General features: G+C 56.9%; 14 protein-coding genes, 1 pseudogene and 1 other annotated feature. Of the genes and pseudogenes, 6 read left to right on the top strand and 9 right to left on the bottom strand.

The features are described 5' to 3' along the window. Positions 1-131: 131 nt before the first annotated feature. Complete coding sequence (gene recA, locus BQ5383_RS09315) at positions 132-1,211, bottom strand: recombinase RecA (protein WP_071431387.1); 1,080 nt, start codon at positions 1,209-1,211, stop codon at positions 132-134. Between the two features lie 645 nt (positions 1,212-1,856). Between recA and BQ5383_RS09305 the strand changes: the two genes are divergently transcribed. After that, positions 1,857-2,825: a DUF5666 domain-containing protein gene (locus BQ5383_RS09305; protein ID WP_071431383.1), complete on the top strand. Its 969-nt coding sequence runs from the start codon at positions 1,857-1,859 to the stop codon at positions 2,823-2,825. A gap of 212 nt (positions 2,826-3,037) precedes the next feature. Here the strand turns inward: BQ5383_RS09305 and BQ5383_RS09300 are convergent, their stop codons facing one another. The 3 genes and pseudogenes from BQ5383_RS09300 to BQ5383_RS09290 all read right to left on the bottom strand — a co-directional run bounded on the left by BQ5383_RS09300 (position 3,038) and on the right by BQ5383_RS09290 (position 5,803). Next, positions 3,038-3,397: a hypothetical protein gene (locus tag BQ5383_RS09300; protein ID WP_139193396.1), complete on the bottom strand. Its 360-nt coding sequence runs from the start codon at positions 3,395-3,397 to the stop codon at positions 3,038-3,040. 457 nt (positions 3,398-3,854) lie between these two features. Continuing rightward, a pseudogene (locus tag BQ5383_RS09295) lies at positions 3,855-4,577 on the bottom strand (pseudouridine synthase); the annotation flags it as partial. Positions 4,578-4,681: 104 nt separating this feature from the next. Continuing rightward, positions 4,682-5,803, bottom strand: coding sequence for a D-alanyl-D-alanine carboxypeptidase family protein (locus BQ5383_RS09290; protein ID WP_071431379.1), 1,122 nt, complete (start codon positions 5,801-5,803; stop codon positions 4,682-4,684). 576 nt (positions 5,804-6,379) lie between these two features. Between BQ5383_RS09290 and plsY the strand changes: the two genes are divergently transcribed. The 3 genes from plsY to rplL all read left to right on the top strand — a co-directional run bounded on the left by plsY (position 6,380) and on the right by rplL (position 8,268). Continuing rightward, positions 6,380-6,997: a glycerol-3-phosphate 1-O-acyltransferase PlsY gene (plsY, locus tag BQ5383_RS09285; RefSeq protein ID WP_071431377.1), complete on the top strand. Its 618-nt coding sequence runs from the start codon at positions 6,380-6,382 to the stop codon at positions 6,995-6,997. A gap of 134 nt (positions 6,998-7,131) precedes the next feature. Further along, positions 7,132-7,295 (top strand) — a sequence feature (ribosomal protein L10 leader region). A gap of 22 nt (positions 7,296-7,317) precedes the next feature. Beyond that, positions 7,318-7,830 carry a 50S ribosomal protein L10 gene (rplJ, locus tag BQ5383_RS09280; RefSeq protein WP_071431375.1) on the top strand — a complete coding sequence of 171 codons (513 nt, stop codon included), beginning with the start codon at positions 7,318-7,320 and terminating at the stop codon, positions 7,828-7,830. Positions 7,831-7,893: 63 nt separating this feature from the next. After that, positions 7,894-8,268: a 50S ribosomal protein L7/L12 gene (gene rplL / locus BQ5383_RS09275; protein ID WP_071431373.1), complete on the top strand. Its 375-nt coding sequence runs from the start codon at positions 7,894-7,896 to the stop codon at positions 8,266-8,268. A gap of 1,329 nt (positions 8,269-9,597) precedes the next feature. Here the strand turns inward: rplL and BQ5383_RS09260 are convergent. From BQ5383_RS09260 to BQ5383_RS09240, 5 genes are all read right to left on the bottom strand, one after another. After that, positions 9,598-9,837 carry a phosphopantetheine-binding protein gene (locus BQ5383_RS09260; protein WP_172724610.1) on the bottom strand — a complete coding sequence of 80 codons (240 nt, stop codon included), beginning with the start codon at positions 9,835-9,837 and terminating at the stop codon, positions 9,598-9,600. A gap of 23 nt (positions 9,838-9,860) precedes the next feature. Continuing rightward, positions 9,861-11,333, bottom strand: coding sequence for an AMP-binding protein (locus BQ5383_RS09255; protein ID WP_071431365.1), 1,473 nt, complete (start codon positions 11,331-11,333; stop codon positions 9,861-9,863). Continuing rightward, on the bottom strand, positions 11,330-12,154 hold the full coding sequence (locus BQ5383_RS09250; RefSeq protein WP_071431363.1) for a VanW family protein: 825 nt from the start codon (positions 12,152-12,154) through the stop codon (positions 11,330-11,332). Before BQ5383_RS09250 ends, BQ5383_RS09255 begins: the two co-directional genes overlap by 4 nt. A gap of 206 nt (positions 12,155-12,360) precedes the next feature. Further along, on the bottom strand, positions 12,361-12,900 hold the full coding sequence (gene thpR / locus BQ5383_RS09245; RefSeq protein ID WP_071431361.1) for an RNA 2',3'-cyclic phosphodiesterase: 540 nt from the start codon (positions 12,898-12,900) through the stop codon (positions 12,361-12,363). Then, on the bottom strand, positions 12,897-13,424 hold the full coding sequence (locus BQ5383_RS09240; RefSeq protein ID WP_071431359.1) for an AAA family ATPase: 528 nt from the start codon (positions 13,422-13,424) through the stop codon (positions 12,897-12,899). Before BQ5383_RS09240 ends, thpR begins: the two co-directional genes overlap by 4 nt. 309 nt (positions 13,425-13,733) lie before the next feature. Here BQ5383_RS09240 and BQ5383_RS09235 point away from each other — a divergent pair, with 309 nt between their 5' ends. Continuing rightward, on the top strand, positions 13,734-14,213 hold the full coding sequence (locus tag BQ5383_RS09235; protein WP_071431358.1) for a MarR family winged helix-turn-helix transcriptional regulator: 480 nt from the start codon (positions 13,734-13,736) through the stop codon (positions 14,211-14,213). A 36-nt stretch (positions 14,214-14,249) separates the two neighbouring features. Next, entirely contained in the window at positions 14,250-15,581 is a 1,332-nt protein-coding gene (locus tag BQ5383_RS09230; protein ID WP_071431356.1) for an MATE family efflux transporter, read from the top strand. The last annotated feature ends 15 nt before the right edge of the window (positions 15,582-15,596 follow it).

Raw genomic sequence — 15,596 nt, 5'->3', positions numbered from 1 at the left:
CAAAGAAACCCGCAGATTTCGTCTCAGAAGTGAGCAGCTGCAAGGAAACCAGGGGAATAACCTTGGAAATGTCCGGTGTTTTCCACAGCAAGCACCGCCTTGGGTGGAAAAAGAGGCGATGCCTGGAAACTTTATTCTTCCGGGTCCACCTCGGCGTTGATGTCCACGGTGGGTACAGCCCCCAGCTTTTTGGGAGCGGCCGCCGCCTTGCCGCCGTTTTTCCGCAGCTTGTCGGCGTTTTCCATCACCTGCTGGGCGATCTCCTCACAGAGTGCAGGATTTTCCCGCAGCATGGCTTTGATGTTGTCCCGGCCCTGGCCCAGACGGTTGTCCTTGTAGGAGAACCAGGAGCCGCTCTTGTTGACGATATCCAGGCGGATGGCCAGATCCAGCACCTCTCCCTCCCGGGAAATGCCCTCGCCGTACATGATATCAAACTCCGCCTCCTTGAAGGGAGGAGCCACCTTGTTTTTGACCACCTTGACCCGGGTGCGGTTGCCGATGACCTCGCCGCCCACCTTGATCTGCTCTGTGCGGCGTACATCCAGACGCACAGAGGAGTAGAACTTCAGCGCCCGGCCGCCGGGAGTGGTTTCAGGATTGCCGTATACCACGCCGATCTTTTCACGCAGCTGGTTGATGAAGATCACCACAGCGTTGGATTTGCCGATGGCGCCGGTGAGCTTCCGCAGGGCCTGGGACATCAGGCGGGCCTGGAGGCCCACATGGGTCTCGCCCATCTCTCCCTCGATCTCCGCTTTGGTGACCATGGCGGCAACCGAGTCCACCACCACCACGTCCACCGCGCCGGAACGGACCAGGGCTTCGCAGATCTCCAGCGCCTGCTCGCCGGTATCCGGCTGGGACACCAGCAGGGAATCGATATCCACCCCCAGAGCCTTGGCATATACCGGGTCCAGAGCGTGCTCTACGTCGATGAACACCGCTTCGCCGCCCATCTTCTGGGCTTCCGCCACCACATGGAGGGCAACGGTGGTTTTACCGGAGCTTTCAGGACCATAGATCTCGATGATCCGGCCCCGGGGAACACCGCCGATCCCCAGGGCGATATCCAGGGAAAGGGAGCCGGTGGGAATAGCCTCCACATTCATGGTGGTGTTCTGCCCCAGCTTCATGACCGCGCCCTTGCCGAACTGCTTTTCAATCTGGCTCAGGGCCGTTTCCAGTGCTTTTTTCTTATCGTCCGCCATCGTTTGTCCTCCCGCGTTTATGTGTTGATAAAGGGTTATAGTGCCCCTTTGCTGTCTCCATTATAGACGATTGCGCCTGGGATTTCAACAGGAAAACAGCAAAAAACGAATATTTGTTCGTGGTCGTCTGACAGAAAGTTTGTCAAAGAAAGTGACGCGCTGGGATATCTCCAAAGGCTCTCTCTCCAGGATTCTCATTGAATCAAGAAGGCTGCTTCAGCAGCTGCCCCAAAAGAAATTGATCGCTGTGGAAGCCCGGGACCTCCACGGCAGCGGTCCAGGCCGCTGGGCGAATTGGCTGGCGCCTTTTGGATTTAAGGGGAACGGATTGGGGAATGTTTTCTGCTTCTTGCCTGGAGCTGGCAAAGCAGCCCGCTGCTTTTTGCCGCCATGGATTTTTTGCTTTTCTTCCTCAACCAGGCTGAGCGGCAGTCTGTAACAAATATCTGCCAACAGCTTTTTTCCAGGATTTTTTTCGTTTCTTTGCAGTAAAAATCCTGTTGGCAGACACTATAAAGACAAAGAAAACGTTTTCATCAGCTTTCATAAGGAACTTGCTTTTTGACACAGCAGGTACGCGGTTTTTATCAAAGAAATGAGACTGTGCCAACCATACGGATACGGAGATTGTAAGGAGGTATATCCATGAACGGGATGATTCACAAGGCATTTTCATTGGCGGCGGCGATGCTGCTCCTGGCGGGATGCGCCGGGGCCGGTGAAACGGCGGGACAAAACAGCGGCAGCCAATCTTCGGCACCGCTGGAAACAAAACCGGTTACCGGAACTGTCGTCAGCACACAGACAGAAAACGAAGGCGGTTCCCTCACCATTACCTTGTCGGACGGCAGCCAGCAGACCTTTGATTACACCAGCGAAAGCCGTTTTGATCGCGAGCCGGACCAGCTGCAGCCTGGGGATCAGGTGGAGCTGGAGGTTTCCGGAGAGCCTCCCATGGTGGTGACTTCCACTTTGGTGGAAGAGGCCCAGCTGGAAACAGGAGCATCCCAAGCCCCCTTGTATGTGGCGGACGCCGCCCTGTACCGGGGAACTGTGACGGAGGTATCTTTAAAGGACGGCACAGGTACCTTCACCCTTGCCCAGGCGGCAGGCACCGATTACGGCGCGGCGGAAATGACCTTTACCGTGGATGAGAACACCCGGTTCAGCTATCCCTTGGAAAAGCTGACGGAGGGAGCTTATGTGGAAGTTTTCTATGGCGGGGAGGAAAGCCCTGCCGGGGCCATCGCGTCCAACTATCTGGGGGAGGAAGAAATGATCGTTTACAATGGTGTGCTGCTGGGCGTGCAGGAGGATGAAAACGGAGGAAAAAGCCTGGTGATGGCTTCTCTGGACAGTGAGCCCTTCTGCGGCAACAGCACATTGGAGGAGCTGTATCCCCTGGCGGAGATCGTCTTCCACTGCGGTGACGACACACAATTTTATCTGTCCCAAGATCAACTGGTTCTGGGCGCAAAGCTGAATATTCTCCATACCGGAGCCACCACCCGCAGCCTGCCCCCTCAGGGCAACGCGCTGGAAGTACGGATGTATAAGGAAATCGCCTATACTCCCCTGGCGGACAGCGGGGACAACGTACCGGTGGAAGGCTGAGAAGAAGTTTTATTGGGGCATAGCCCTGCCCACCCCGATTTTTGAAAACCTGGATTCCAGGATACCCATGTAAAAGAGGACCAGGGGAGAGAGCCTGCAAGCATCTCCCCATGGTCCTCTTGTTCTGTGTCGCTGTGTTTTCCCGCCTGCTCCAAAGGGGCCGGCATTCCCTGAGAAACAGCCAGGCTGCTTCTGCCCCAAAGGCTGTCCTTTCAGGAGGCGCAATGCCCCGTAAACAGTTTTTCCAGACTGCCCCGGCCCACTATGATGTAATCCGGCAGCAGGGTCATTTCCGGAAGGCGGACAAATTCATATTCCTTGTATCCCGCCTCATAAAAAGGATACAACGCCCGCCGCAGCAGACCGTCCGCCACATATTGGTCCTCCGCCTGGATCCACAGGATCTGGCAGGGATCATCGTCATAGGCTCCTTCCGCCACCACGCAGTAGCCGGCCAGTTCCGAGGCGTCCGCCGCGGCGTAGCCCCATACCCGCTGCTCACATTGGATGGAAAGCTGATCGCACAAAGGCTCCAGCAGTTCCGGCGGCAGAGGCAGAATGGTAATCATCACAGAAACGCTCCCTTCCATGCCCCTTGAACAGAGGCTGGTCATTTGAAACGATGGAAAACCGGTCTCCCGGTACGATATTTTTCAGACACACAGCCGGAAAGGAAATATAGCTGCTGGGGTTCCATCAGCTTTTCCCTGACCGCTTTTTTCACGTCCCCAGCCGGAGACAACCCTCATGTCTGTCAAAAACTTATTTCTTGGGTCCGTCGCCCCGTCCGCCCCGGAGCCCCTGCCCTGTGGGCCGGGCTGAGGCGCGGGAAAGCTTTCCCTGACGGCCACTCCTGCCGCCTCTGGTATAGGCATCGGTTTCCCGAAGCAGTGCCTCGGTTCTGGATTCCTTTTTGCCTACAAAATGATCCTTGCGCCGGGCGCCCCGACGCTCGGTGCCGCCAAAGCTGGCCACATGAGGCCCCTTGTCCTCCTGGGGCAGGGGTTCCTGCTGTCCGGCGGGGCGGGCGGCATTGCGCAGAGCGATGACTTCGCTCTTTTTCAGCTCCCGCCACTTGCCCGGCTGGAGCATCCCCAGGCGCACCGGGCCTACCGATATCCGTTTCAGCCGTGCCACTTCCAGCCCCACCGCCTCGCACATCCGGCGGATCTGGCGGTTGCGGCCCTCGGTAATGGTGATCTGCAGAACCACCCGTCCCGGAACCTTTTCCAGCACATGGACTTGGGCGGGCAGGGTTTTCCGCTCCTCCCCGATATCCACGCCGGTGGAAAGGGCCACCACCTGGTCCTCGGTGATATCAGGCCGCACAGTGACCCGGTAGGTCTTGGAGACATGATGGCTGGGATGCATCATCAGATTGGCAAACTGGCCGTCATTGGTCATCAGCAGCAGGCCCTCGCTGTTTTTATCCAGACGTCCCACAGGATAGACCCGCTCCCCCAGATCCTCCACCAGCTCGGTGACGCACCGCCGACCCAGCTCGTCGCTGGTGGTGGTGACATAGCCCCGGGGCTTGTTGAGCATGATATAGATATTTTCCCTTTTGCTGCTCAGAGGTACCCGGACGCCATCGATGGCAACCACATCCCGGTCGGGATTGACGGGATTGCCCGGCTGGGCGGGACGGCCGTTGACAGTGATGCGCCCGGCCTTGATATACTCCTCTGTTTTCCGCCGGGATAAAATCCCGCTGTCGGTCAATGCTTTCTGAATTCGGATGGGCTTTGGCATATTCTCTCTCCTTTGTGATGCGGGGCACCATGCCCCCTTCTCAACAGGCCCAGCGCCTGATTTTTTCTTTCACAGCCCGGAAAGCCCCTGAGAGGCTCCAGCATTTATTCCCATCCCAGGCGGGCTTTCAGCCGCTCCCACCAGGACAGACTGGGAACAGTCCTGGCGGCGCACTCCCCGGCAGCGGCCAGGGGACTTTGGGCTACAGGACTTCCATCCTTATAATATACTATCTTGCCGACAATGTCACCCTCCAAAACAGGGGCGTATAAAAATTCCGGGGCAAAAATTTCCGCCGTGATCCCCTCCGCTTCTCCTTTCGCCAAGGGCAGCTGGGTTTGCCGGGTTTGCCGCAGGGGCACCTGGTCCACAATTCCCCCGGTTACAGGCAGCTGCGGCAGGTCCCAGGTCAGCTCCACCCGGCTCACCAGAGGAAAAGAACGCTCATACAGCAGCTCATGGACGTTCCAGTCGTCCGGACAGTTGAGTGTGACGCAGATGAGGGTGATGCCATCCCGCCGGGCAGCGGACACCAGACAGCGCCCCGCTGATTTGGTAAAGCCGGTTTTGACCCCGATGGCCTCGGGATAGAGGGACAGCAGCCGGTTATGGTTGGAAAGGGTGCGGTCATAGGGGGGATTCCCATAACGCAGCCGCAGGCTTTTTGAAGCGGCCATTTGGGCAAAATCTTCGTTCTGGAGGGCTTCCCGGGCCAGCAGGGCCATGTCGTAGGCGGTGGAGCAGTGGCCCGCCGCGTCCAGTCCCGAGGGGGTAACGAAAAAAGTGTCCCGCATGCCGATGGCTTCCGCCCGGCGATTCATCTCCTCAGCGAAAGCCGGAAGGGTCCCCGCCAGACGTACCGCCGCGGCGTTGGCAGCGTCGTTGCCCGAGGCCATGAGCATCCCTCCCGCCAGGTCCCGCAGGGTGACCACATCCCCTTCCTGAAGGCCCATGGAGCTGCCCTCCACCCGGATGGCATCCGGGTCCACCACAAAGGGCTCCTCCAGCTCCGGGCTTTCCAGGGCAAGCAGGGCGGTCATGATTTTGGTGGTGCTGGCCATAGGCAGCTGTTCCCGAATATTCTGGGCAAAAAGTACCGCGCCTGTTTCCGCCTCCATAACGATGGCGGCTTTGGCGCCCACCGATACCCCTTGCCGGTTCAAAGGGGCCTCTCCGGATAAAATAGGTGTAAAGACAAGACAAACAGCCAGGGCCAGCGCCAGCATGAATCCTCCTCCTCTCCAGGGCGAAAAAGCTTCTCCCAAAGCTTATGTCCAAAGGAAAGGAAAGATGCCGGAAGGATTTTCGGAAAAATACCACAGAAAAAGTTCCTGCCCCCGGCCCATCAAAGGGGAGGAAAAACCAGGAAAAGGATAAATAAGTGTCCCAAGAGGGGGCCGGCACACTTCCAGGGGGACCAGGTGCCCCTGGACACGCCGCAGGTTCCTGACGAAACCAGCGGCGATACCCCCGGTTTCGCGCCCCGGTGATGTAGGTTGAGGTATAAAAATCAGGCATATGATGGGAATTTTGAATTTTGTTTGCTTTTTGAAACAGTTTTTTCCCTGTTATTTGAAATAAATTTTGTTTGTCAATCAAAATGATCCATGATACAATACCAGTAGAACCGTTGATTAAAAAGGCATCTGGCCTGAGAAGTGCGGGTTTTTGGAAACCCCATTGCTCCGGCGGCTGCAGATCGTTTGGTATTTTGGAGCAAAGCAGGGTGACGGCAGCACCGCCATCCTGATTTTTCATGCAATACCCATTGTTGTGATTGAGATAAAAAGGAGGAAGCTTCCATGCTTCAGCTTGTTTTGAGCGCCCTGGTGGGCTATCTTCTGGGCAGCCTCAGTTTCAGTATCATTCTTTCCCGCCTCCGTTACCGGGACGATATCCGCCGCCATGGCAGCGGAAACGCCGGTATGACCAACACGATGCGCACCTATGGCAAGGGAGCCGGAGCGGTGGTGTTTGTGGGGGATTTCCTCAAGGGCAGCCTGGCGGTGGTGCTGGGCCATCTGATCGGCGGAGAGCTGGGAGGCTATCTGGCCGGCTTCTTTGTGGTCATCGGGCATCTGTTCCCGGTGTTTTTCGGCTTCCGGGGGGGCAAGGGCGTGGCCACCGCAGCGGGAATGATCCTGGTGATGAGCCCCGGTACCCTGCTGGTGCTGCTGGTGCCTTTTGTGCTGATCATTGTGCTGACCCGCTATATGTCACTGGCGTCCATCACCGTGGCGGCGCTGTATCCTGTGGTGACCCTGGGGAGAATGCTGCTGGCAGGCTGGGAGCCTTCAAAAATTCTGTTGGGCCTTGTCTACTCCGGCGTTATCGGCGGATTGGTGATCTTTATGCACCGGGCCAATATCGGACGCTTGCTCCGGGGCGAGGAAAGCAAGCTGGGCAAAAAGAAGAACTGAAGCAGGATTTGAGTTTCTGTGTCCATGGGCTGAAAGCGTATGGGGAAACAGAAAGGAAAAAACGGAGAAACCTGCAATTTTCCTTTAAAAAACCGAAAAAATACCTTGACAAGGCCCCGCGCCTTTACTATAATAATAAAGCTGTTCTAGTTCCATAGACAGCAGGTGCCATCATTTGGATGGCTTAAAGGTTTGACACCAGCCTGCCGAGGAGTAGAAGTGTAACACCGCGAGCAACGCTCACAGGATCTTTACGCTCTTTCCACGGTATGTTGGAAAGAGCTTTTTTAGTTTCAGCAATTATCTGGGAGGTGAACCAAATGGCAAGCGAAAAAATTCTGAAGGCAAAACAGGAGCAGGTGGAGGCCCTCAGCGCCAAGCTGAACAAGGCTGTCGCCGGCGTTGTTGTTGACTACAGAGGCATCACCGTTGCCGACGACACCAAGCTGCGTAAGGAGCTGCGTGAGGCCGGTGTGGAATACGCCGTTATCAAGAACAACATCCTGCGCCGTGCCGCTGAGGCCGCTGGTCTGAGTGACCTGACTGCTTCTATGACCGGCACCACCGCTTTCGCCATGTCTGAGTCTGATCCGATCGCCGCAGCGAAGATCCTCCATAAGTATGCGGAGGCTTCCAAAGGCAAGTACGCCATCAAGGCTGGTTTCATGGAGGGCAAGGTCCTCGATGTAGCCGGTGTTGAGAGTCTGGCGAAGCTGCCCGGCAAGCAGGAGCTGCTCACCATGCTGTGCATGGCTCTGAATGGCAACATCAGAGGTCTGGCTGTGGCCCTCAATGCCGTCGCGGAGAAGAAGGGCGAGGAGCAGCCCGCGTAAGAAATACGCAGATGGCTCTGTTATTGATGAACTGAATAAACAGTAAACAGGAGGTAAATTATCATGGCTTCTGAGAAAATCACTGCTATTGTTGAAGAAGTAAAGACCCTGTCCGTCCTCGAGCTGTCCGAGCTGGTCAAGGCTATCGAGGAGGAGTTCGGCGTTTCCGCTGCTGCTCCCGTTATGGTTGCTGCTGCTGGCCCCGCCGCTGCCGCTGCTGAGGAGAAGACCGAGTTTGACGTTGTTCTGACCGAGGCTGGCGCTTCCAAGATGGGCGTCATCAAGCTGGTCAAGGAGATCTCCGGCCTGGGCCTGAAAGAGGCCAAGGAGCTGGTAGACAACGCTCCCAAGACCATCAAGGAAGCTGTCTCCAAGGCCGACGCCGAAGAGATGAAGAAGAAGCTGGAGGAAGCCGGCGCCAAGGTAGAGCTGAAGTAATTTCCGCTCATCGTCTGTGTTCCAGCCGAAAACTAAAAAGCTCGAACCAAATACCGCACGCCGGGAACTTTCGGGTTCCCGGCGTGTTTTTGCGTACGCAAAAAGCTCCGCATACTTTCCACGGCCCGGTTCCCCTGCATACGCTGCCTGGCTGATGACAAAACCGCCGGTGCCCCCCATTTTTTCTCTCCGGCAGGTGTGGGGAGGCGTATAAAAATCAGGTGTATGTCCCTGTGTGTGCCGTAACGATTGGGCTCCCTTCCAGAGACCCCCGGTTCTTTTGGGGGATGTCCTCGCGCGCCAAAGGACGCAGAACCCCGTATAAAAAATCAGAGCGTGAACCGGATTTTTATGAGTTTGAATTTATCTGTTTTTCACATAGGTTTTTTCTGCAGTGTGGGGCGGCGGCAGTTTATCTGCCGCCGCCTTTGGCCGCCTTGGGCGGCCATTTCTCCACCCAGGCAGCAAGCGGCTTTGTCCGGCTTTACCCGGGCAAATAGCGAGCGGGCGACACTGCCTCTGCTGAAACAGGAGCAGAAACTATCCCTCCACCCGTTCCCCTTAAAACTAAAAAGTACAAACCAAAACAGCGGCAGGCTCCTTCCCTGACTAACCTACTCGCTATTGCCTCAACTATGGGATTCCAAAGGGACGAGTCCCTTTGGGCGTACCCCCCAACACCAACTTTGACCCAGCAGCCATGCAGCACAGAGAGCAAATCCCCACCCAAAGGAGCGAGTGGATTGTCCAGCTTTACCCGGACCTGTCCAGGTTATCTGGGCAACCGGCGAGCGGGTGATACTGCCTCTGCTGAAATAGGAGCAGAAACCATTCCTCCACCCGTTCCCCTTAACACTGAAAGGTACCAGCCAAAACAGCGGCAGGCTCTTTCCCTTTTTTCCTTATCAAATGAAAATCACCCTAACCCCCAAAAGGTTGCTAGTGCAGCGGAGGCGTCGTGAGGGCGTTTATACCCCAAAGGGCACAGGCCAACCGAGCAGCCGAAGCAAGCGGGACCTTTTGGGGAAGAGCCTCGCGCCCGCAGGCGCATTTCGGAGGCCAACCGCCGCAGGCGGCTCTTAGGCCGGAGATGGGCAAGGGAATGGAGCGGATGGTCCCCGTCCAGGGGATCGAAGCGGAATGAACTTTGTCCCGGCGAGAGTTCCTTTGGGCGTACCTCCCGCATCCCCCTGCGCAAACTTTCGCCCAACTGATAGCAAAATAGAAACATCCCCTGAGAAAAAAGGATACGGAGAGCTGAAACACAAGCTTTCCGCATCCTTTTGCAGTTGTTCTTTTTCCACAGCCCGGTAGATAAAAGGTGAAAAATCACCCCTGGCAGCGGAGCCGCTCCACCAGGGCGGCGATGTGGCGGGGAGAGGCAAAGTCCTCCCGGCACAGGCGGGTGGGGTAAATCTCTACGCCATAGCGGTCTTCCAGCGTATACAACAGCTGGAGAAAGGCCAGGGAATCCATCAGCTGATCCTCGTACAAGTTCCGGTCCGGCTGTCCGGCCACTTCCGGAGCCTGGCAGACCCGGGCGGCGATGGCGCAAATATCCTCTAGCATTACACGGTGGTCTGCTGTGGGATTCATAATAGTTCCACCAGCCTTTTCCGATCCAGTTTACCGTTTGGAGTCAGGGGGAAGGCGTCCACCAGTACGATCCGCCGGGGCACCATGTAGGGGTACAGCTGCTTGCGCAGCTCCTTTGCCAGCCGTTCCGGGGAAGGACAGCCTTCTTCAGGGATGACGAAGCCTGCCAGCCATTGGGGGCGGCCTTCCTCATCCAGTACCGGCACCACCTCGGCGGCGGCTACTCCCCGCAGGCTGCGGAGATGCTCCGCCACCCCTCCGGCCTCCACCCGATAGCCCCGCAGTTTTACCTGACGGTCCAGACGCCCATGATACCACAGCTGTCCATCCCGCAGGCAGCCCAAATCACCGGTGGCGTACAGCCGGTCCCCATTGGGCAGTACCGAAAAGCCCGGCTCTCCCGCCAGATAGCCCAGGGCTACCTGGGGGCCTTCCAGCATGATTTCCCCAAGACGGCCATCCTCCTTGGAATTGCCCTCCTTATCGGAGATCCAGATGCGGTTGCGTCCCATGGGGGCACCGGCAGGGAGAGGGTCGCCGCTTTCAGCCATTTTCCGGGTCACCTCTACCGCTGTCACGGCTACAGTAGCCTCGGTGGGACCATAGGAGTTCCACACCTGCGCCCGGGGAAATCGCCGGAACAGCGCCCGGGACTGGCGCGGGCTGAGGGTTTCCCCGCAGAACAGGAACCGCTCCAGCCGGGGCATCAGGTCTTGATTGAAGGTTTGATCCGCCAGACAGAAGGAAACAAAAGAGGGTGTGGCAATAAAAAGATCCGCCTGAGACTGGCCCATCTGGTAAAACAGCTCCCGGTAGTCCATATCATCCAGGGATACGGCGGCCAAAGTTCCTCCGCTGGTGATGGCGCAATAGATGCCCGGCACCGAAAGATCGAAGGAAAAAGGAGAGGACCCCAAAATCACTCCATTGCCGCACAGCGGCCCCGCCCATTCCATAAAGGCGTCCAGATTGCCGCCGCTGACCGCTACGCACTTGGGCTGTCCGCTGCTGCCGGAGGTGGAAAGAATATAAAAAGGTGCTTCCTCTGATACTGCCAGGTTTTCCGGGCATTCTTTGCCGCAGGCCGCGGCCTCCTCCACCCTGGAAGCTTCCCAAATGTTCAGCCCCTCCAAAGTCTCCGGCAAAGGCTGGCAGCACAGCAGTACAGAGGCGTCCGCGGCAGCCAGAGTGGTCTGCAGCCTGGCCATGGGACAGCTGTCGTCAATGGGCAGATAGGCCCGGCCGGAACGGACACAGGCCAGAAAAGCCCGGATCATTTCCGGCTGCCGTCCGCCGTACACCGCTACAGGACGGCGATCCTCCCCCAGAGCCTCTTCCAGCACAGCGGCCAGAGCGGCGGAACCCTCCTCCAGCTGGCGATAGGTGAGTACGCCGTCTCCATAGCGGCAGGCCACACGATCCGGGGTGCGGCGGGCCTGGGCCAGAAAACGAGCCAGTGTTTTGGTCATCGAATCTCCTCCTGTGGGATGAAGGACGGATCAAACAGCACCTTGGAATGGTTGCGGAAGATCAGGTGCTCTTCCTCCGAAACGCCGGTGCTTTTGCGGATGGTCCGCTTCCAGATCTCGCTGTTGCGGTACCAGCCGTCCTCCTCCAGATGATAGTGATGGTCCCGTTCCTCGATCCGCCAGCGGAAGGGAAGGGAGCGGTCGCACAGCAGCTCCCCGCACAGATCTCCCCCCTCCAGCCAAATGTGCAGCTGGAAGGTGCGGTCAGTATCATTGCGGAACCGGTAGTCCACGTTGTTGTAATAAATGGATGTGCCGGTACCAAAAGGTACGCGGCGGTTGCTGTCGGGAAAAATGGCGTCGGTATGATGGTGCAGCTCGGTTACGGTGAGGGGACTTTGGAGCACCATCCAGTGAATCAGATTGGCCAGCTGGCACAGACCGCCTCCCACTGAGGAGGAGATCTTGCCGCTGGAGATGGTCAGCCCCGGCAGGTAGCCTTTGGCGGCGGTACAATTCCCCACCCGGCGCCAGAAGGAAAAGGTTTCTCCGGGACCGATGACCAGCTGATCCAGATGGACCGAGGCCAGCCACAGATTGGTGGCCTTGTTTTGCTGCAGGACCATATCCACTCCGGCCAAGGGCCGCAGGATCGGAGAGCGATGGCTCACCACCACTGCCGGCAGAAGGGTCTGCTGCTGGCAGGCGGCGAAGCGTTCTCTGCTTAAAAGGTCCCGCAGGCGGCGTAGCAGCCGTTCTTTTCGTTCTGAGATCCAGTAACAAACAGGATGATACTGGCAGAACAGTTTTCTTTGCTTCATGATTCAGATACCCCCGGCTCAAAAGGGCGAAATAGTTCCCTTTGTAAACATTCTGTTCATAAAACGATACAGCCAGGGAAAATATTGCACTTTTTCACAAATTTTCCTGATAGTCCAAAAAGCTTTGGAACCGAAGGAAAATTCTTGGGGAAGGCAGCAAAAAGAGGGCTGACCAGTCCTTGCATCGGCGATGAAGGAATCAGGATTCACTGCTGGTGAAGGTTATGGTTCAGCTGCCGCTGGCCCATGGGACGATATCGTACCCCGCTGCCGGTGAAAATGCTTTCCATCAGCCACACAGAGGACACCTTCAGGGAGGGAAGCGCCGACGGGGGCGGAGAAGAGAAATATTTTCCCCCACTCCCACGGGCCAGTGTAAAATGAGGCAGAAAGGGCCGGTCCTCCAGGGAGAAGCCCCGACGGGTCAGCTCTGACCACAGCTGCCGCTGCAAGGCAGCCAGGGAAGGACAGGGCTTGACCCCCTGCCAGAGAGTATTTCCACGATGGCCGGGAAAGAACCCACCCTGCCCCAGCTCCAGGGAAAAGGCGGGTATCTCCACTGCCATCAGCCCCTCCAATGCCGCTTCCTGACGGGAGGTTTCCCCCAAAAAGGCCAGGGTCAGATGAAAATTTTCCCTGGGTGTGACTTTTCCTCCTCCCGCCAGCGTTACCGCCCCGCCGGCCAGTGTCTCCAGCGCGTCGCGGAAGGGGTCATCAGGCAGAATTGCCGCAAACAGACGGCTCATGGCCAACATCTCCTTTCCCGGTTCCCCAGAACCAAATCCGCCATTACCTGGGCGGCCTGTTCCGGGGTGCGCCGGGTGACGTCCACCTGTACGGTATCCATATCCCTGTAGAGGGGGAGCCGTTCCAAGCTTCTGGGGATGATGTCCGGCGTTCTGATACCGGCCTTCACATCCTTTTCCAGCCGGGCCTTCAAAGCCTCCGGCGTGCAGGTAAGGGTAAAGAGCCAGAGGGGGATTTTCTCGTCCCTCAGGGGTTGGAGCACCTGCCGCAGGATCTCCGGATGATCCATCACCCAGCAAAAAAGCACGGTTTCCCAGCTTCCACGCCGCAGAAAGTTCCCCAGCAAGGTATGGATGTTCTCCAGCACCACCGCCTTGTTTTCTTCGGTGACGGTGAAAGGTTCCATTTTCCAGCACCAGTCTCCGTCCAGCCAGACCGCCGGAGAGAGCTTTTGGGCCAAAAGCGGAGTAACAGTGGTTTTGCCTGCGCCCATGGGACCGTTAATAAGGATAAGCCGTTTCATTTGTGCCGCCTTCCCTGGAAATGCCGCCGCTGTGATCCTCTGCAGGCCGGAAGGAACCATTCCCGGTCAGAGGAAGACAGCTTTGGTTGTCAGCTTCATGATACATGGTTATTGTACCACTCTTTTGTTTGAGATTCCACAAAAGGGGGAAAAGCGCAAAAACAAGGACGCTGCCCCTTCTTCCCCCCCTTGGACCAAAGACTTGTTTGGAGGAAGAAAAGATGAAATTTGACTTTTGTCCGATTTCGGATTATAATAGAAACGTTGCAAAATGTCCGAATTCGGACGAATAAAGGAAAGGGGAACGATATGGAACAAGATTCCCTCCATCAAATGCTGCTGCGGTATAACCGTGTTTTTAAGGATATTGACCAGGTCTATCATCAAATGGCCAGAATCTGCGGCCTGCCGGACTGCGCCTTTTGGATTCTGTATCTGCTGCGGGAATCGGAGGTGAAATATACCCAAAGCGGCGTCAGTGAGAATCTGTCTCTCAGCCGCCAGACCGTCAATTCCGCCTTGAAAAAGCTCCAGCAGGAGGGATACATTGCCATGGCCCCGGGAGAGAGCAACCGGAAAAACAAACCCCTGCGCTTGACCGACCGGGGCGAAGAGCTGTGCCGGAATACGGTGGATCTGGTGCTGCAGGCGGAGATCAATACGCTGGCGCGCTTTACGCCTGAGGAAAGGGAGAGCTTACTCTCCCTCCAGGAGCAGTATGCCCAGGCGCTGCGCCAGGAAGGCAACCGGCTTTTGCTCCCCTGTTCCGGAGAGGAGGAACAGGGATAAATCCCCTTCCCCGGAACAAGTGAAAAGGAGTTATTTATGCGGATTCAGTTATCCGATCATTTTACCTATCCCAAGCTGCTGCGTTTTGTAATGCCATCTGTGGTGATGATGGTTTTCAATTCCATCTACAGTGTGGTGGACGGACTTTTCGTTTCCAATTTTGCCGGCAAAACCGCCTTTGCCGCTGTCAATCTCATTATGCCGGTGCTGATGGGAATGGGAGCGGTAGGTTTTCTCATCGGTACCGGCGGCAGCGCCATCGTTTCCATGACGCTGGGAGAAGGAAGGCGGGAGGATGCCAATCGCTATTTCTCCATGCTCATTTATATCACCATTGCCCTGGGCATCCTGCTGACAGCAGTGGTTTTTCCCTTTCTGCGCCCTTTGTCGGCGGCGCTGGGGGCTTCCGGACAGATGCTGGAGGACTGTGTCATATACGGCGGCATTCTGCTGGCCTTTCAAACCGCGTTTATGCTTCAGTGCGCTTTCCAGAGCTTTCTGGCGGCGGCGGAAAAGCCCAAGCTGGGGCTGCTGGTGACGGTTGCGGCAGGGATGACCAATATTGTGCTGGATACGCTGTTTGTGGCGGTGTTCCGGTGGGGCATCGTGGGAGCAGCGGCGGCCACTGTCATTGGTCAGCTGGTGGGAGGCGGCATCCCTCTGGTGTATTTTGCCCGGGAAAATGACAGTCTGCTGCGCCTGGTGCCAACATCCCTGGAGCCCAAAGTGCTGCTGAAGGCTGCGGCCAACGGTTCCTCCGAGCTGATGAACAACCTTTCCGCCTCCCTGGTGAATATGCTGTATAATCTGCAGCTGATGCGCTTTGCCGGTGAAAACGGCGTGGCGGCCTATGGGGTGATCATGTATGTCAACTTCATCTTTTCCGCCATTTATTTTGGTTACACATTGGGAGCGGCCCCGGTGATCAGCTATCACTATGGGGCTCAGAACAGAAAGGAATTAAAGGGGCTGTTTCGCAAAAGCCTGTGCATCACCGCTGTAACGGGAGGCGCCATGCTTCTCTCGGCAGAGCTGCTGTCCGGCCCCCTTTCCCGGCTGTTTGTAGGATATGACCAGGAGCTTTTCCAGCTTACCTGCCGGGGATTTCGGGTATATGCCCTGTCGTTTCTCATCAGCGGCTTCAATATTTTCAGCTCCGCCTTCTTCACCGCCCTGAACAACGGCGGGGTCTCAGCGGCCATCTCCTTTTTGCGGACACTGGTGTTCCAGCTGATGGCGATTCTGCTGCTGCCGGTGGTGCTGGGAATGGACGGCGTTTGGCTGGCTATCGTTGCGGCGGAGCTGTTGACCCTGGCGGTGAGCGTCTTTTTCTTCGCCTGGGGCCGCCGACGCTACGGTTATCTTTAAAGGGCGTGCAAACCG

The organism is Angelakisella massiliensis (assembly GCF_900104675.1).
Taxonomy (GTDB): Bacteria; Bacillota; Clostridia; order Oscillospirales; family Ruminococcaceae; genus Angelakisella; species Angelakisella massiliensis.
This window is presented reverse-complemented; position numbering and strand designations above follow the sequence as displayed.